Below are 17,324 nucleotides of genomic sequence, written 5' to 3' on the forward strand. Positions count from 1 at the left end.
GCATGGCACATGAGATTGTGACCAAGGCCGATCCCGCTGCCGACCCCGTGCTGGAGGGGCTGCGCGAAGTCGCGTCCGACTGGTCGGCCGATCAGGAGGTGTTCAAGTCGGTTCATTGGGGGAAGGCCATGATGTGGATCTTCCTCCTCTCCGACACTTTCATCTTCTCCTGCTTCCTGACCTCGTACATGACGATGCGCGCCTCGGTCACCGAGCCCTGGCCCAATGCCAGCGAGGTCTTCGCGCTGACGATCGCGGGCAATAGCATCCCCTTGATCCTGATCGCGATCATGACCTTCGTCCTGATCTCGTCGAGCGGCACGATGGCGATGGCGGTCAACTTTGGATACAAGCGCGATCGCAGAACGACCGCGGCGCTCATGTTCGCGACTGCACTGCTCGGCGCGACGTTCGTTGGCATGCAGGCGTTCGAATGGACAAAGCTGATCCATGAGGGCGTGCGGCCATGGGGCAACCCGATGGGCGCGGCGCAATTCGGCGCCTCCTTCTTCATGATCACCGGATTTCACGGGCTCCACGTCTCGGCGGGGGTGATCATGCTGCTGGTCGTGGCCTCCAAGGTGCTTCGCGGCCATTACGACCGTAGCGGCGACTATGCGGCGGTCGAGATTGCAGGGCTCTACTGGCACTTCGTCGACCTTGTCTGGGTCTTCATCTTCGCGTTCTTCTATCTCTGGTGAGGGGCTGGCCATGAACCACGCGACCACGCACGATATTCCGGCGCACGTTGCGACACCGGACGCCGGCGCGCACGCCAGCGGGCAGCAGCATCCGATCGGTGTCTATCTCAAGGTCTGGGGCTATCTCTTCGTGCTCAGCGCGATGTCGTACATGGTCGATTACTTCCAGGTGCACGGGATCATGCGCTGGGTGCTGATCATCACCTTCATGCTGCTAAAGGCGGGGCTGATCGTGGCGATTTTCATGCACATGGCGTGGGAGAGGCTGGCGCTGGTCTATGCGATCCTTGTGCCGCCATTGTGCCTCGCGACGCTGGTCGGGCTGATGCTCATCGAGTCCGACTATACCTTGTGGACGCGTATCGTCTTCCTCGACTGGGGCGGCTGACATGGACGGTTGGGAATGGACTAAGATCGGTGCGGCGGTCGGCATGGCGCTGGTCGTCGCCCTTGGCGGCGGCTGGCTGGCCGACCGGCTCGTCGGGGTCTCCTATCCGGGCAGCCCCGCCTACAAACCCGCTGATCTCGCCCAGCCGGTCGATCTCGCCGCGCTCCAGCGCAGCTGGCCCGCGGGGTTGAACGAGCCCGGCGATCATAACCGGCTTGCGGGCTTCATGCGCGTCGTCGATCGCGGCGGCGTGCCCTTGCCATCCGCGGACGCGGCAACCGCCACGCCGGCGGCGCCGCCGCCCGATCTAGGCACGCTTCTTGCCAGCGCCGATCCCGCAAGGGGCAAGAGCGCCGCGGGAGTCTGCGCCTCGTGCCACACCTTCGAACAGGGTGGCGCCGACCGGACAGGCCCCAATCTATGGGGCGTTGTCGGGCGCGATGTCGGTTCGCATGGCGGCTTTGCCTATTCACAGGCCATCGGCACGCATCCGGGCAACTGGACCTATGAAGAGCTCGACCGCTATCTGGCGAGCCCGGCGCGCGCGATCCCCGGCAACAAGATGGCCTTTGCGGGCATCCGTCGACCGCAGGACCGCGCCAATCTGCTGGCCTATCTCGGGAGTCTGGGTTCGGCGGGCGTGCCGAGACCCGCACCCAAGGCCGCGCCCTGAAGCCTCAGCCCGCGAGCAAGAACGCGAGCCCCGCAAGCGCGCAGATGCCGAGCACGCGCAATATGCCGAGCTTGGTGCGGAAGAGCAGGGCGGCCGCGAGCAGTGCGAGCAACGCTGCTTTCCCGTCAAGCGTCGTCCAGTCGGGGATGTAGAGCCGCGCCGCGCCGATACGCTGTTCATCGACGCGCGCGAAGAGGACGTGGTGCGCGAACCAGACGGTGAGGTTGGCGATCACGCCGACGACCGCGGCGGTCAGTGCGGCGAGCCCGCCCTGAAGCTTGCGTGCGTGTTCGAGCCGCTCGATCCACGGCGCGAAGGCGAAGATCCACAGGAAGCAGGGCGCAAAGGTGACCCAAGTGGTCAACGCTCCGCCTATGAGCCCGGCAACGAGCGGGGTAAAGGGTTCGGGCGCGCGGAAAGCACCGAGGAACCCGACGAACTGGGTGACGAGGATCAGCGGGCCGGGCGTGGTCTCCGCCAGCCCCAGCCCATCGGCCATCTCGCCCGCCGAGAGCCAGTGATAGGATTGCACCGCTTCCTGCGCCATATAGGCGAGCACCGCATAAGCGCCGCCAAAGGTGACCACGGCGAGCTGCGAGAAGAAGGCGCCGATCCTGAAAAGCGTGTGATCGGGCCCAAGGATGATCCAGATGAGCACCATCGGGGCCGCCCAGACCGCGCCCCAGCCAAGCGCGGCGCGCAAGGATGCGACGAGCATGGCCCCGCGCCGTGCTGGTGGCGGCGGGCCGTTGACGGGCTTCAGGCGAAGCCATTCAGGACGCGCGGCCGCGACTACCATGCCGATTGCGCCCGCACCCAGCACCACGAGCGGGAAGGGCAGGTCGAAGAAGAACAGCGCGACGAAGGACAGCGCGGCGAGCGCCACCTTGAAGCGCGTGTTGAGTGCGCGGCTGCCGATGCGGATCAGCGCCTGCACGACGATTGCCAGCACCGCCGCCTTGATGCCGAGGAACAGCGCGTCGAACCAGCCCAGCCCGGCGGCATAGGCGTACAAGAGCGAAAGCCCGAGCATGACGACGGCGCCGGGAAGGACGAACAGCAGCCCCGCGGCGAGCCCGCCCTTCAGCCCGTGCAACCGCCAGCCGACATAGGTGGCGAGCTGCTGCGCCTCGGGACCGGGAAGCAGGTGGCAGAAATTGAGGGCGCGCAGATACGCATCCTCCTCGATCCAGCCGCGTTCGTCGACGACCTCGCGGTGCATGAGCGCGATCTGGCCCGCCGGGCCGCCAAAGCTGATCAGGCCGATACGCCCGAAGACGCGAACAAGATCCGAAAAATGTGGTGTCGCCACGAATACGTTCCCCTTTCCGGCAAAGCCGGACAATGCCGCAACGCTTGGGCGGGGAACGCCTGACCGGGAGGTTGCCTTGCCCCGGATAACTCAACCTATGCCCATGATTCCGAAAGGACAAGTCTGTCGACGACTTGCGACGCTCTTGCCGGAGCAAAGTGGCGTCGGTCGATCTGCCGCATTTTCACAACAAGCGGACGCCCGCTTTATTGTCAACTAAAATGATTGAATATATCTCTGCTCGGGAAGGCCGCGATTGCATTGCTGCCGTCACCCCATCGTACGGAGGCGAAGATGTCGGAAGCCGATTTTGCCGGACGCGGGACGACCCCGCTGGTGCTTACCGTTCCCGGGCTCAATGGATCGGGCGCGGCGCACTGGCAAACGATATGGGAGGAAACGCGCGGCGACTGCGATCGTGCCGATCTTGGCATGTGGCGCACCCCGCGGCGCAATGTCTGGGTGACCAAGCTCGATCACGCGATCAAGGCCGCGCCCGCCCCGGTGATCCTGTGCGCGCACAGCCTCGGCTGCCTTGCTGTCGCATGGTGGGCGGCACTTGAGGGGCAGCCCTATGGCTGGCCCGTCGCCGGTGCGCTGCTGGTCGCACCGCCCGATTGCGACCGTGGCGACCTGGGCCGCCCGCTCGGCGGCTTCGGGCCAGTGCCCAAGGTCAGCCTGCCGTTCCCTTCGATCGTGGTCGCCAGCCGCAATGACGACTATGCCGCGATCGACCGCGCGCACAGCATGGCGAAGTTCTGGGGAAGCCATTTCGTCGATGTCGGAGAGCTCGGCCATATCAACGCGGAATCGGGGATCGGGCACTGGCTGTTCGGGCAACGTCTGCTTGATCGCCTGATCGCCGCGGCCAATATCCGCGCGCGATTGCTGCCGGAAGATCGGTCGGTCGCAGGGCCCTGGTCGCTCTATCCGCCCGCCGACGGCCCCGGCGCCGAAATGGGCGATCCGCGATACTGAACAAAAAAATGGGCCCGGCGCCATATGACGCCGGGCCCAAATTCAGGCTTTGCTTCCGGCAACAGGCCAGTCGCTCCACCCTCGGGTCGCGGAGCCCGAATACCGGCGTCGATACTTTGAGTCTGTAACCCGAACGGGTTAGGATGGCATTTGCTGGCGTCTTGGACGCAAAAAAGATAGTTAACCCGCAAAGGGTTGCGGATGACGCATAAGGGGGCGTTGGCCGATAATGTTTGAAAGCCTTGATTCGGCTGCGTTGCGCGCTGCCGCGCTTGAAGCCGCAGTGGATGATGCGCGCTGGGCCGCGCTGATCGAACCATTGCTGGGCGACTTCAGCGCTATCGGTGCGGTCCTGGGCGTCGTCGATCGACGTTCGGGCGAGATGATTCATGCCGGCATGATGGGCTTCGACACCGATATCGACAGGGTATGGCGTGAATATGTCGAGGAAACCGGCACGGGCGATACGCAGGTGCGCGTCGTGATGACGAGTGCGGGATCGCGAAGCTTTGCCGATGGCGACCATGTCGACCTGGATGATCCGGTGGACGCCGGATATCTGCGCTGGCAGGAGGCGCGGCTCGGCAGCCGGCATCATCTTTCCTTTGCCGAGGACATTTCACCTGACATCACCGTGGGGCTTTCCCTGCACCGGACGCGTTCGACAGGCCATGCCTGCGCGGCCGACCGTGCGCGGATGGTCAGTCTCCAGAACATCCTGACACCTGCGCTCCGGCTGGGTTTCACCCATGCCGACGCACTGACCGATTCCTATTGGGAGGGGGCGCTTTCGCACACCGGGAACATTGCCGCGATGCTCGACGAGCGCGGACGCGTGCTCCGAATGACCGCTCCGTTCGAGGAGGTGATCCACAAGGGCGATCCGCTGCTTGTGTCGGCCGGGCGAATCCGTGCAGTCGCCGCCGACCGCGATCACATGCTGTGCCAGTTCGTCGCGGACGCGGTTTCGCAGCGCATCCTCAAACCCGGCGCACTGGCGCTGACATGCGCGAATGGCAGGCGCATGATGCTCAACATCTATCCGCTTTCGTTCGAACAGCGCTTCCTTGCCGGCTATCGCGCCGCAGCGCTCGTGTTCGTCGTCGATGCAGACCAGAAGCTCGCCGATGGCGCGTTGCTCCAGCAGGCATTCGGGCTGACGCGCCGAGAGGCACTGATAACGGCGCGTCTCGCCAGCGGGCACGATCTCGCCGAGATTGCCGACGAACTCGCGATCAGCCGCGAGACCGCGCGCGTCCATCTGCGCAATATCTTCAGCAAGACCGGGACCAACCGTCAGTCGGCACTGGTGCGACTGGTGTCGCTGGTGGGGCGCTAGGGCGTGATCTCATAAAATTCGAATGACCGGGTTCGACCGGCGGGTTCAACAGGTCATCGCAACACCTCTCGTAGTTTATCGACGGGTGTTTCGAAGCCGGCGTCTCTATCGACGCACCAGTTCAGCCGGCCGGCGGCACGGACTCCCAGCCGCCGCCCAGCGCCTTGTAGAGCGACACCAGTGCCTGAAGCTCGGCGGCGCGCGCGTCGATGCTCAGGCGCTCGGCCGCGCTATAGGCCGATTGCGCGTCGAGCAGGACGATCAGGTCGTCCTCGCCTGCGCGAAAACGCTGGCGTGCAAGGTCGAGTGCTTCGGCGGTCTGGCCGCGTGCAGCCTCGCGCTGGGCGCGCGTAAGCTGCGCGGCTGCATAGCGGTTGAGCGCGGTCTCGCTGTCCGAAAGCGCGGTTAGTACGGCGCGCTCATAGCGCGCGGCGGAGGCATCGGCGCCTGCATTGGCGGCGCGGATATTGGCGCGAATGGTGCCGCCCGAAAAAATGGGCCAGTGCAGGCTGGGTCCGATCGAGAAGCGCGTGCTGCCACCCGAGAAGAGATCGCCAGTGCTGCGCGCCTGCTGGCCGATCGATCCGAGCAGCGAAATGCGCGGGAAGAGGTCCGCGTTAGCGACGCCGACATCCGCGGTGGCGGCTGCCAGTTCGCGTTCGGCCTGGACGATATCGGGCCGCCGCCGCAGCAGGTCCGAGCGCAGGCCCGCCGCGACGGTGGCGGGGCACTGTGGCATGGGTGCGGGCGCGAGCAGGCGATCGGCAAGCGCCTCGGGTGGCTGGCCGGTGAGCAGCGCCAGGCGCCAGGCCGCCGATTTCGCATCAGCATCGATCCCGGCAATCGCGGCGCGTGTCGATTTTCCCTGTGCATCCGCGCGCAGCCAGTCGAAGCGCGCAGCCTCACCCGCGCGGTAGCGTTCATTGACGAGGCGCGCGATGCCCTCCTGCGCCTCGGCATCGCTGGTGGCACTTGCCAGTCGCGCCTGCGCGCCGCGCAGATCGGCATAGCTGCGCACGACTTCGGCAATGACGCGCATCAGCGTTTCGTGGCGCGCCGCCTCGGCGGCCTGAGCTAGCGCGCCCGCGGCCTCGACCGCGCGCGCATTTCGGCCCCACAGGTCGATCTCCCACGCGGCGTCGAAGCCAGCTTCGAACAACGAGAAGTCGCGATCGAAGCCGGGAATGTTGCCGAGGGGAATCTGGCCGTTCTCGCTGAGCTGATCCTGTGTGATCGAGCCGGTGGCGTTGAGCTGGGGCAGGCGCTGACCCGCGGTGGCATCGCGATTGGCACGCGCTTCGCGCAGGCGCGCTTCGGCTTCCCTGAGGTCGAGATTGCGCGCCACGGCCTGGTCGACGAGCTCGGTGAGGAGCGGGTCGTTCAGCGAGCGCCACCAGTCGGTGTCCACCGCCGCGCTGTCCGCGGGCGCAAGCCATTGCCCCGATGGGATATCGGCGGGACGCGCATAGTCCGGACCGACCGTGCAGGCGGCGAGAGCAAGGAGGGGAAGAGACAGGGCGAGGCGGGGAGACATCAGGTCACTCCATGCGCGAACGGAAGAGGATGGATGAAGCCGTAAGCGTGACGGCGGCGATCAGCATCAGCGGCCAGATATTGGACAGAACATCGGCCGCGGGCATCGCCTTCAGGAACACGCCTTCGGTGACGACGAGGAAGTGCCGCGGCGGATTGGCCAGCGAGATCATCTGGAGCCAGCCGGGCATGTTGTCGACGGGACTGGCATAGCCCGAAAGCAGTATTGCGGGCACGCTGACGAGGAACATGCCGAGAAAGGCCTGTTGCTGCGTCTGCGACATCGACGAGATCAGCATGCCGAGCCCGATCAGCGCGAGCAGGTAGAAGATCAGCGCCAGATAGAAGAGCAGGATAGATCCGGTCAGCGGCACCCCGAAGATCGTCGGGATGACCGCGAGATACAGCGTCCCGTTGAACAGCCCGACAAGCAGCGGCGCGACCATCTTGCCGATCAGTATCTCGTGGACGCGCAGCGGCGAGACCATGAGCTGGTCGAAGGTGCCGAGCTCGCGTTCGCGTGCGACCGACTGGGCGGTCACCGCAAGCGCCGAGACCGCGCCGATGATCACGATCAGCGCGGGCATGGTGAACCAGAGATAATCGAGATTGGGGTTGAACCAGTGGGTGACGAGCGACTGGCCCATGGGGGTGGCAGAGGGACGGATGCTGGCGCCGGTGTCGGCGGCGATACGGTCGAGATAGCCCGCGACGATCTGCGCGGCGTTGGAGCGGCGGCCGTCGAATACCGCCGGGATCGTTGCAGGGCGGCCCGCGGCAACGTCACGGCTGAAATTCTCGTCAAAGGCGATCGCGGCGATCACCTTGCGCGTATCGATAACACGGCGGAATTCCTGCGGCGAGCGGACCGGAACGATGCGGCGGACATTGGGACTGCCTGCAAGGCGCTGGGTGAACTCCTGGCTCCAGACGCCGCTGTCGCGATCATAGATGGCGATGTCGATATTCTTGACCTCGAGCGTCGTCGCGAAGCTGAACAGGATCAGCTGGATCAGCGGCGGCACGACCAGCACGATGCGCGCGTGCGGATCGCGGAGCACCGCGAGCAGTTCCTTGACGATGATGGCGCGAATGCGGGCGAATTTCGGGCTCATGCGATCCTCCGGCGCGTGGCGCGCACCGCCAGCGTGAAGAACAGGAGGCCGAAGCCCAGCATCGCTGCCATGTTGGGGAGGAAGAGGCTCCAGATGTCGCCGGCCACGAACACGGTCTGGAGCGGCGGGATGAGATAGCGTGCGGGAACCGCATAGGTCAGATACTGGATCCATGTGGGCATCGACGAAATCTCGAACAGGAAGCCCGAGAGCAGCATCGAGGGCAGGAAGCCCGTGATGAGCGCGACCTGCGATGACACGAACTGGTTCTTTGTTGCCGCCGATATGAGCAGTCCCTGGCCGAGCGCCGGCACCAGAAAGGCCGATGCAATCACCAGCAGCGCGAACGGCGAGCCGCGAAAGGGCACGCCGAACACGAAGATCGCGAGCAGCGTGCACAAGGTCATCGAGCCGAGGCCGAGCAGGAAATAGGGGATGACCTTGGTGGCGAGGAATTCACCCATGCCGACCGGCGTCGCCATGATCGCCTCCATCGTCCCGCGCTCCCATTCGCGCGCGACGACGAGCGCGGTGAGCAACGTGCCGATCATCGTCATCACGATCGCGATCGCACCGGGAACGAGGAAGTAGCGGCTGGCCAGTTCGGGGTTGAACCAGAAGCGGCTGGCGATCTGGATGGGAGGGGCGGGGGGCTTTGTGCCGCGCTCGGCCGCCTGTGCCATCGCCCAGTTGGCGCGGACGCCCTCGGCATAGGCGGCGACGAAGCCCGCGGTGTTGGGGAGCGCGCCGTCGGTGACGATCTGGATCGCGGCATTGCCCCGTGATCGTGCGGCCTTTTCGCCGAAATCGGATGGGATGACGACGATGCCGCGTACCCGGCCCGCGACGAGATCGTCCTTCAGCGTGTGGACGTCACGTGCTTCCTTCACCTCGAACCAGGGTGAGTTGCGATAGGCCGAGGCGAGACTGAGCGCGGGCGCGCTTGAATCCTGAAGCGCAAGACCGATGCGCGTGCGCGTCGTGTCGAGCGATACGCCATATCCGAACAGGAAGAGCAGCAGCAGCGGCAGCACGAACGCGATCAGGAAGGTGGAGGGATCGCGCACGATCTGCAGCGACTCCTTGACCAGCATCGCGTGGAAGCGGCGGCGATCGAAGCGTGCGCTCATGCAGCCTCCTCGCGGAGCCGGTCGGACTGTTCGATCAGCGCGATGAAGGCGTCCTCCATCGTGGGGTCCTCGATGCCCGCCTCGGCGGCGACGCGCGCCTTGAGCTCATCGGGGGTGCCGATCGCGATCTCCTCGGCGCGGTAGATGAGTGCGATGCGATCGCAATATTCGGCCTCGTCCATGAAGTGCGTGGTGACGAGCACGGTGACGCCGCGTTCGACAAGGCCATTGATATGCGTCCAGAATTCGCGGCGGACGATGGGATCGACGCCCGATGTGGGCTCGTCGAGGAAGAGCACCGGCGGCTCGTGCATCACCGCGCAGGCAAGCGCGAGGCGCTGCTTGAAGCCCAGCGGCATCATCCCGCTGTTGGTGCCCAGATAGTCGCGCAGGTGGAAGATTTCAGTGACGCGCTCGATCGCCTCGCTCTGTTCTGAGCCGGTCAGGCCATAGACACCCGAGAAGAAATCGAGATTCTGGCGAACGCTGAGATCGCCATAGAGCGAGAATTTCTGCGCCATATAGCCAAGCTGCTGGCGCGCATCGGCGCGCGCGGTCCTGAGGTCGTATCCCGCAACCTCCCCGTTGCCCGAGGTCGGCGTGAGCAGCCCGCAGAGCATCTTGAAAGTGGTCGACTTGCCCGCGCCATTGGGGCCCAACAGCCCGAAAATCTGTCCACGCGGAATCGAGAAGGTGATGTCGTGCGAGGCGGTGAAATCGCCGAAGCGCCTGGTGAGGCGATCGGCGACGATCGCGGGCTCGTCGGTTTCGGGAATGGTGCGATAATGTGCGGCCAGCGCGCTCGTGCCCGAAGGCCCGCCGCCGAGGATATCGACGAAGCTGTCCTCGAAGCGTGGGGGCGCGCGATCGACATGCGCGTCGGCCGGCGCTCCGAGCACGTGCGGCGTGGGCGGCCTGGTCCCCGCTTTCATGACGAGCCGGAGCGAGGCGCCCTGGATCGTGCCGTCGGTGACATCGTCGCGGTCGAGCGCGCGCTCGAGCAACTCGCGGCGTCCCTCCGCCCCGGTGAACATGCGGAAGGTGCGACCTTCGACCCGGGCGGTGAGCGCGTCGGGCGGTCCCTGATAGAGCAGCTTGCCGTCATTGAGCAGGAAGACGGTGTCGCACTTCTCGGCCTCGTCGAGATAGGCGGTGGACCAGAGCACGCCCATACCCTCGCCGGTCAGCGCCTTGACCATCGCCCAGAGCTCACGCCGGGAAACCGGGTCGACGCCGACCCCCGGTTCGTCGAGCAGCAGCAGGCGCGGCGCGCGGATCAGCGCACAGGCCAGGCCCAGCTTCTGTTTCATGCCACCCGAAAGCTTGCCCGCGAGACGTAGGCGGAAGCGCTCGAGATCGGTGAAATCGAGAAGGCGGCGAAAACTAGCGTCGCGCTCTTCGGCGGGCAGGCCGCGCAGATCGGCGTAGAGCGTCAAATTCTCGATGACGCTCAGATCCTCGTAAAGGCCGAAGCGCTGCGGCATGTAACCGATCATCGAACGGTCGCAGGCGGTCGCAGGCTGGCCAAGCGCGATCACCTCGCCGGCGTCGGCGTCGAGCAATCCGCAGAGCAGACGGATAAGCGTGGTCTTGCCAGCACCATCAGGACCGACCAGCCCCGTCATCCTGCCCGCGACGATGTCGATATCGACGCCGTCGAGCGCCGGCGGCGTACCGGGAGCGAAGCGCTTGACGACGCCGCGCGCGCTGGCGACGGTCTCCACCGTCAGTCCTTCGCGGGCCGGGCGTCGGGAACCTTGACGGTCACGGGCTGACCCTGACGCAATGCATCGTCGGGATTGGTGACGATGATCCGCAGCCGGTAGACGAGATCGGTGCGCAGATCCTCGGTCTGCACAGATTTGGGCGTGAACTCGGCGGTGGGCGAGATGTGGCCGATCGTACCCTGATAGGACTTCGGATTGCCGTCGGTGGTGACGAGCACCTTCATGCCCGGCGAGATGCGGCCGAGATCGGGTTCGGGGACATAGGCGCGGACGCGCATGGGCCGGTCGATCGTCAGCGTGAACACGGCCTCTCCGGCCTGCACGATCGCGCCGGGCTCGCGCGCGCGGGTCAGGATCGTGCCCGCCGACGGTGCGGTGATCGTGGCATCGGCAAGGTCGGTCCTGGCCTTGTCGCGCTGCGCGACCGCCGAGGCACGCTCTGCGCGCGCGGAATCAATATCCTCGCGGCGCGCACCTGCACGCTGGAGCGAAAGCGCCTGCTCGGCGGCGCGGAGCTGCGCCTGTGCCGAAAGAAACTCGGCACGGCTCGCATCATAGACCGCCTGGCTGACCGCACCGGTCTTCACCAGCCCGGAGCGGCGCTGATAGTCCTCGCTGGCCTTGGCGAGCGAAGCCTTTGCCGCTGCAACCTGCGCCGCTGCCTGCGCGATGTCCTGCGGGCGGTTGCCCGTGACGCGCTTGTCGAGTTCGGCGCTCGCGACGCCGATCTGCGCCTCGGCAACATTGAGTGCGTCGGTAAGCGGGCGGGTATCGAGGCGGGCGAGGACCGTGCCCGCCTCGACCTTGCTGCCCTCTTCGACGGGCATCTCGGAAATGCGTCCGGGGACGCGGAAGGCGAGGTCGACCGAACGAATGTCGACATTGCCATTGAGCGTGAGTTCGCCGTTGTCTCGGTCAAAAAGGCCGAAGCCCTTGGTGAAGATCGCGACCAGCACGAACGCGACAAGGAGGACGATCGGAATCAGGCGACGGCGATTCATGCACGGTCTCCGCGGATGCTGTTCAATATGGCGAGGGTGTGGGCGCGTACCGTGCGCCGGATTTCGGCGGCTTCGACGGGCGTGACGTCGCTCCAGCCGGTTACACGCAATACGGTTGCGCGCGCGACGCGGAAGATCAGCACCTGTCCGAACAGCGCCAGCGTCTTGATACGCGCTTCGGCGGCGCCAAAGGATCCCGCGCCGATACGCTCCACGAGTGCGGCGGCGAAATCGGCGCGTTCCTTCATCAGTTCCGAATAGAGGATGTCGAACGCGGGGCCGGGGTTCATCTGCTCGCGGACGATGAACCGTGCCCAGGGCGTGCTCCGTTCGCTGGTCAGCAAATCGGTAAAACCTTCAAGGATCAGCGCCACCGCCTCGATCGCGCCGTCGATACCGGGCTTTTCGCTCAGAATCGCTCGTGCCGCTGCCTGCGCTGCCGCGGACCCCTCGCGTGCCTGTTGCGCGATATGGCGCGCAGCGGCGAGATAAAGCCCTTCCTTGCCGCCGAAATGATAGGTGATCGACGACATCGCGGTTTCCGCGGCCGCGGCAATGGTGCGCGTACTGGCAGCCTCAAAGCCGAAGCGTCCGAACTGATCGATGGCCGTATCCAGCAGCCGATCGTCAATCGATGCCTTTTCGAGTCGCTTGCTCATGGGTAGGCAAATTAATTCGTTCGAACGAACAAATCAACGCGCAATATTGATCGAACCCCACGGAACGGGGCGCCATGGTGTGCAGCCGCCATGGGCAGAGCCGTATCTGGACCGGCGCTTGCTGATGAACGTGTTTTCGGAGGTCGTGCCCGACCGAAACCGATGCGGTTGCGGTCAGGCCTTGGTCGGAAGCTTTTGCGCGATTTCCTCGAGCAGGTGGATCAGCAGCGGCTTGTTGAAGGGACCGACCACTTCGTCGAGCAAGCGACCATGTTCATGCGCATGGACGGTGAGCTGGGCAAGATAATCTTCGCCTGCGGGCGTCAACTTCAACAGATAGGCGCGGCGATCGACCTCCGAACGCGTCCGGGTAATCGTACCCTGCTGCTCCAGCGCCTTCAGCGCGGGCGTCAGCGTCGATTTGTCGCGCCCCGTCGCCTGGCTGAGCGCGGTCTGGTTCAGGCCCGGATTCTCGCCGATGATGGTGAGGATCGTGAAATGGCCGGGGCACAGATCGGTGCGGTTCACCCGCTTGGCAAATGCCTGAAAGGAAACGTCCTGCGCGCGACGCAGGTAAAAGGCGAGATGGTCCGCGAGCAGCCCCAGTTTTACGTCGCCCGACTTTGCCGCAGGCGCGGCTTTCCCCACTTCCGAAACTGTCACCCTGTCTGTCCCCCAACAGATTTTTTGGTCCCCGGCCGATCGTCACGCCGGTCGCGCGGCAGCCCCTTTCGGTCGGTGTCCGACCAATCCTTGGCAGAAATGGCGGATGGCACAAGCCCGTCGATCAAGAAATGCCATACGCCTTTAACTTCTGTCCGGATATGCCTGATGATAGCGATACAGCCATCCGGGCGAATGCGATCCGGCGCATGAGATGCAGCGTCCACCGCGAAGCGACGCAAATGACGGATCATCCGAATTTCCAAAGTGTTTCCGCCAATTGACTTGTCGTGGCGTCATTCGATGCTGCGATGCAACATAGTCGCGTAACGGAGTATCTGCATGTCCCCTATCCGCAAAGCCGTGTTTCCAGTCGCCGGTCTCGGCACACGCTTTCTGCCCGCCACCAAGGCTACCCCAAAGGAGATGTTGCCGATCGTCGACAAGCCGCTGATCCAATATGCGGTCGAAGAAGCGCTGGAGGCGGGGATCGAACAGATGATCTTCGTCACCGGGCGCGGCAAGAGCGCGCTCGAGGACCATTTCGACATGGCTTTCGAGCTTGAGACGACGATGCGCTCGCGCGGCAAGGCGATGGATCTGGTCGCGGGCACACGGCTTGCGCCGGGCGCGATCACCTATGTGCGCCAGCAGGAGCCGCTGGGGCTGGGCCACGCCGTATGGTGCGCACGCCACATCATCGGCGACGATCCCTTCGCGGTGATCCTGCCCGACGACTTCATGGTCGGCGAACCCGGTTGCCTTGCGCAGATGGTTGCGGCCCACGCCCGCACGGGCGGCAACATCATCTGTGCCGAGGAAGTCGATCCGGCACGGACCGGGAGCTACGGCATCCTGACGCCCGGCAAGCGCGACGGTGCGCTGACCGAGGTGAAGGGGATGGTGGAGAAGCCGGCGCCAGCGGACGCACGCTCCAATCTCGCGATCGTCGGGCGCTATATCCTCCAGCCGGCGGTGATGGAGGCGCTCGCCGATCACCAGCGCGGATCGGGGGGAGAAATCCAGCTCACCGATGCGATGGAGAAGGTGATGCGCGACCAGCCCTTTCACGGCTACACCTTCCAGGGGAGGCGCTACGACTGCGGCGACAAGGCGGGCTATGTCGAGGCGACGATGGCCATGGCGCTCGCAAGGCCCGACATCGCGCCGACGGTGCGCGCCTTCGCGGCATCAATCATCGAGACCCGCGTGGCGGCGTAGCGGGGCGGGTTCACGGCTGGCCCCGTCATCGTGGGGCCAGCCGTGTTGCCCGAGAGCGGAAGCTTCAGTTGAGCCGGCGGTAGAACCGCACAACCAGCTCTTCGGCGATGAGCATCACGACCACGACGATGATCAGCACCACGATCCCGTGGAACATGCCTTCGAAGCGGACGCTATCCCCGAACGCCATGGCCAGCGCCTCCAGGATCACGAATTTGGAGCCGAACAGCACAAGCCAGGCACAGAAGAAGCGCAGGAAGGTCATGAACCCGCCGGACTTTCCATGGAAGAATCCGGCAACCCAATGCTCGACCGCAATAGTCCCCTTCAGCAGCAGTTGGAGTAGAATGGCCGCGAGCAGTGAAGTCGTGAAGGTATCGACATAAACCTGATCGGAATATTCGTTGAACAGGTTAAGAACCACCAGATCGATCAGGGTTCCCGTGAAATACCGAAGGAAGAGCCGCTGCTTGTCCGAAGGCTGTTCGGCCGAAGCGGGCATGAATTCGCTGGTTGCTGTCGCCATGCATCATCCTTCGTGAAGGTTGCCGCGCAATCAGGGTTTTGTACCCTAAGCAAAGGCCAGCGTCGAGTTGGTCTGCACCAGATAATCACGCAATTTCCGAAGTGTCGGTTTTCCACCACTACCGGACAGGATGCCGTGACGGCCCTGTGCGCCGGCACCTACTTCGCGGTGCGGATCTTCTGCGCTGCGCGCGCGGGCACCCATTTGATCTTCGGGATTTGCTGCCCGCCCGCGACGATGAGCGGCGCTCCCGGGGCGTCGATATCGGCATTGCGGATTTCGATTTCAGCGGGGGCCTTGGTGTCGAACAGGAAGACGGGCGCCTTGTTGGCCGGATCGGCGCGCACCACGGGGCGGTCGATGACGTAGCGCGCCTCGGGACCGTGAAAGGAGAAATGCGCGGGGCCGCCCACGCCGCCGTGCCATTTGGGGTTCTCGCTCGTACAGCGTTCGAGGCGGCCGTTGCCCCAGAGTCTGAAGTTGCGCTTGTTGCCCCGCGCGGTGCAGCCGATGACCATGACCTCGCTCGATTTCAGATCGAAACCGCCGTCGCTGCATCCGCTCGCGACGCAATCGAGATAGCGGATCGCGCGATTGCCCCGCTCGTCGGTGAAGCCGTCGCCATTCCAGTATTTGTCCCGTGGACGCGTGGCTTCAGCGAAGCCGTGCGCCTGGACGCGGCGATAGATGATGTCGTGCGCCTCGTCGTCGAGCGCGAAGCCGACGCAATAGTTCGCGCAATTGCCACTGCCATAGGCGGTGACATCCTCGATCAGCCCCGCATGCGAGGCGTGCCGGATGCGCGTCATGCCGCGTTCGAGATCGCGCGCCGAGATGCGGCGGAGCACGAAGCGCGTGAGCGGTGCGGGTGGCGCGCCCTTGGCGGCGGTGTTCTCCAGAAAACGGTAAAGGCGTTCCGCCTTCACATCCTCGACGATCAGGCCGTCGACCGGATGATCGACGACGATCGCGCCATTGCCGAGATCGACGAACCGGGCACCTGTGATCCGCTGCCCCGAACGGGCGCTCTTGCCGGCTGGGCGGCCGGGCGCGCGCTGCGCAAGGACGGTCAGCGGCGCGGCCGCCGCTGCGGCGAGTATCGATCGTCGGGTAAACTGCGCCATGGTCACATCCCCTGCACGGTCAGGCCCGCCATAAGGCGGTGCCGCGCGAACTCGCGGCCGGGAAAGGCGCCGGCGGCTTCCTGATCGCGAAACTCGTACTGAACGCCCAGCGCATAGCGCGGGCTGAGCTTGTAATCGGCTGCGAGCGTCGCGCCCCGGATGTCGTAGCGGCGGTCGATGTCCTGAAAGTCGTCATGCTCATAATTCGCGCCTGCGCTGAGTATCAGGTTACGAAACAGCTCGTAATCGGCCTGGAGCGAGATAGACGTGGCAACATAGGCGCCGGTTCCGATGCTCGACGCCTCCTCGACACCGCGATTGGCCCTGAGCGTCCAGGTGAAGAGCGGGGTCATGAAATATTCCAGCCTGGCGCGCGCCGCCAGTCCCTTCACGGTGTCATAGACAGGGCTTTCGAAACCCTGGCGGAAATAGCCGAGGCCGATTTCTCCGCGGATCAATTTTGTGATCTCGAGACTGGCGCCCGCGGTGATCCGGTAGCCCTTTGAATCGCGCGAAGGTTCGAGCGGTGCCTGAGCGGCGTAATTGCGTCGGTTGAGCGACAGGTTGACGAAGGCCGAGGTGTCCGGGCTGAAGGCATATTCGGCGGCGATATCGCTCGTCAGCAGCGCGCGACTGCGAAAATCCTGATCGACCGGATTGCCGCGGCCATCGCGCCCGTCGCGATAATCGCGGTCCTCGATCCCGACGTGCCCCGCGACGCGCATCCGGTTGAAGCTGTGCGCCGCGCCGAGATGGCCCGAAACATAGTCGTACTGCGCAGGTTCGCGCAGATTGAACGGAGAATCGGGGTCGGCGCGGTCCTCGGTCCGCCGCCCGTTGCGCATCCCCGCATATAGCTGGGTGTCGCGGCTGATATCGTAGCGACCGGCCAGTCCGAAGACGACGTCGGTGGTGCTTTGGCTGCTGTGTGAGAGATATTCGCGGTGATCGAGCTCCACCGCGCTGGTGACATCTAGACTGCCGAGCACTGCAGAGGCGGTCATCCGCGGCCGCAGCCGCACGATCAGGTCATCGCGCGCCTGCGGTATCGCAAATATGTTGCTGTCATAGGTCGTATCGGCGCTAAGCCGCGGCATCACCTCGACTCCGTCGATACGATAGGGAACGGCATCGTAGAGCGGCTGCGGCCGTTCGCGCACCGCAAGCGCTCCGACACGCCTGAACTGGAGGCCTTCATTTCTGAAATCCTCCAGCACATCAGCTTGCTGAGCAT

General features: G+C 64.8%; 18 protein-coding genes. 6 read left to right on the forward strand and 12 right to left on the reverse strand.

Translation table 11 applies throughout. From position 1 onward, the window contains the following. The first annotated feature begins 2 nt into the window (after window positions 1–2). Genes MKI88_RS05615 through MKI88_RS05625 form a run of 3 tightly spaced genes read left to right on the forward strand, consistent with a single transcriptional unit; the run spans window position 3 to window position 1,762 of the window. Window positions 3–701: a heme-copper oxidase subunit III family protein gene (locus MKI88_RS05615; RefSeq protein WP_241629979.1), complete on the forward strand. Its 699-nt coding sequence runs from the start codon at window positions 3–5 to the stop codon at window positions 699–701. Between the two features lie 10 nt (window positions 702–711). Then, window positions 712–1,089 carry a cytochrome C oxidase subunit IV family protein gene (locus MKI88_RS05620; RefSeq protein WP_241629980.1) on the forward strand — a complete coding sequence of 126 codons (378 nt, stop codon included), beginning with the start codon at window positions 712–714 and terminating at the stop codon, window positions 1,087–1,089. A gap of 1 nt (window position 1,090) precedes the next feature. After that, window positions 1,091–1,762: a cytochrome c family protein gene (locus MKI88_RS05625; RefSeq protein WP_241629981.1), complete on the forward strand. Its 672-nt coding sequence runs from the start codon at window positions 1,091–1,093 to the stop codon at window positions 1,760–1,762. A gap of 4 nt (window positions 1,763–1,766) precedes the next feature. On the opposite strand, the gene chrA is transcribed toward MKI88_RS05625, so the two are convergent. Continuing rightward, window positions 1,767–3,074: a chromate efflux transporter gene (gene chrA / locus MKI88_RS05630; protein ID WP_241629982.1), complete on the reverse strand. Its 1,308-nt coding sequence runs from the start codon at window positions 3,072–3,074 to the stop codon at window positions 1,767–1,769. Window positions 3,075–3,368: 294 nt separating this feature from the next. Between chrA and MKI88_RS05635 the strand changes: the two genes are divergently transcribed. Both MKI88_RS05635 and MKI88_RS05640 read left to right on the forward strand, forming a co-directional pair. Then, on the forward strand, window positions 3,369–4,052 hold the full coding sequence (locus MKI88_RS05635; protein ID WP_241629983.1) for an alpha/beta hydrolase: 684 nt from the start codon (window positions 3,369–3,371) through the stop codon (window positions 4,050–4,052). Window positions 4,053–4,281: 229 nt separating this feature from the next. Next, entirely contained in the window at window positions 4,282–5,391 is a 1,110-nt protein-coding gene (locus MKI88_RS05640) for a helix-turn-helix transcriptional regulator (RefSeq protein WP_241629984.1), read from the forward strand. 121 nt (window positions 5,392–5,512) lie between these two features. Here MKI88_RS05640 and MKI88_RS05645 read toward each other — a convergent pair whose 3' ends face one another. The 8 genes from MKI88_RS05645 to MKI88_RS05680 form a co-directional block, all read right to left on the reverse strand. Further along, a complete protein-coding gene (locus MKI88_RS05645) occupies window positions 5,513–6,925 on the reverse strand; it encodes an efflux transporter outer membrane subunit (protein ID WP_241629985.1) in 1,413 nt (470 codons plus the stop codon). 4 nt (window positions 6,926–6,929) lie between these two features. Next, window positions 6,930–8,039, reverse strand: coding sequence for an ABC transporter permease (locus MKI88_RS05650; protein ID WP_241629986.1), 1,110 nt, complete (start codon window positions 8,037–8,039; stop codon window positions 6,930–6,932). After that, on the reverse strand, window positions 8,036–9,169 hold the full coding sequence (locus MKI88_RS05655; protein WP_241629987.1) for an ABC transporter permease: 1,134 nt from the start codon (window positions 9,167–9,169) through the stop codon (window positions 8,036–8,038). Before MKI88_RS05655 ends, MKI88_RS05650 begins: the two co-directional genes overlap by 4 nt. Further along, on the reverse strand, window positions 9,166–10,893 hold the full coding sequence (locus tag MKI88_RS05660) for an ATP-binding cassette domain-containing protein (RefSeq protein ID WP_241629988.1): 1,728 nt from the start codon (window positions 10,891–10,893) through the stop codon (window positions 9,166–9,168). Before MKI88_RS05660 ends, MKI88_RS05655 begins: the two co-directional genes overlap by 4 nt. Window positions 10,894–10,895: 2 nt before the next feature. Beyond that, a complete protein-coding gene (hlyD, locus tag MKI88_RS05665) occupies window positions 10,896–11,897 on the reverse strand; it encodes a secretion protein HlyD (protein WP_241629989.1) in 1,002 nt (333 codons plus the stop codon). After that, window positions 11,894–12,556 (reverse strand): CerR family C-terminal domain-containing protein, encoded by a 663-nt coding sequence (locus MKI88_RS05670; protein ID WP_241629990.1) that lies wholly within the window; start codon window positions 12,554–12,556, stop codon window positions 11,894–11,896. Before MKI88_RS05670 ends, hlyD begins: the two co-directional genes overlap by 4 nt. A 174-nt stretch (window positions 12,557–12,730) precedes the next feature. Further along, entirely contained in the window at window positions 12,731–13,219 is a 489-nt protein-coding gene (locus MKI88_RS05675) for a MarR family winged helix-turn-helix transcriptional regulator (RefSeq protein ID WP_281063709.1), read from the reverse strand. After that, window positions 13,216–13,473 (reverse strand): hypothetical protein, encoded by a 258-nt coding sequence (locus MKI88_RS05680; RefSeq protein ID WP_241629991.1) that lies wholly within the window; start codon window positions 13,471–13,473, stop codon window positions 13,216–13,218. Before MKI88_RS05680 ends, MKI88_RS05675 begins: the two co-directional genes overlap by 4 nt. A gap of 88 nt (window positions 13,474–13,561) precedes the next feature. Here MKI88_RS05680 and galU point away from each other — a divergent pair, with 88 nt between their 5' ends. Beyond that, entirely contained in the window at window positions 13,562–14,440 is an 879-nt protein-coding gene (gene galU, locus MKI88_RS05685; protein ID WP_241629992.1) for a UTP--glucose-1-phosphate uridylyltransferase GalU, read from the forward strand. 64 nt (window positions 14,441–14,504) lie between these two features. Here galU and MKI88_RS05690 read toward each other — a convergent pair whose 3' ends face one another. The 3 genes from MKI88_RS05690 to MKI88_RS05700 all read right to left on the reverse strand — a co-directional run bounded on the left by MKI88_RS05690 (window position 14,505) and on the right by MKI88_RS05700 (window position 17,250). Beyond that, window positions 14,505–14,966: a hypothetical protein gene (locus MKI88_RS05690; protein WP_241629993.1), complete on the reverse strand. Its 462-nt coding sequence runs from the start codon at window positions 14,964–14,966 to the stop codon at window positions 14,505–14,507. A gap of 158 nt (window positions 14,967–15,124) precedes the next feature. After that, window positions 15,125–16,090, reverse strand: coding sequence for a hypothetical protein (locus MKI88_RS05695; RefSeq protein ID WP_241629994.1), 966 nt, complete (start codon window positions 16,088–16,090; stop codon window positions 15,125–15,127). A gap of 2 nt (window positions 16,091–16,092) precedes the next feature. Continuing rightward, window positions 16,093–17,250, reverse strand: a complete 1,158-nt coding sequence (locus MKI88_RS05700) for an outer membrane beta-barrel protein (protein WP_241629995.1) — start codon at window positions 17,248–17,250, stop codon at window positions 16,093–16,095. Window positions 17,251–17,324 lie beyond the last annotated feature (74 nt).

Origin of the sequence: Sphingomonas sp. LaA6.9 (genome assembly GCF_022601895.1) — a bacterium.
Classification (GTDB): domain Bacteria; phylum Pseudomonadota; class Alphaproteobacteria; order Sphingomonadales; family Sphingomonadaceae; genus Sphingobium_A.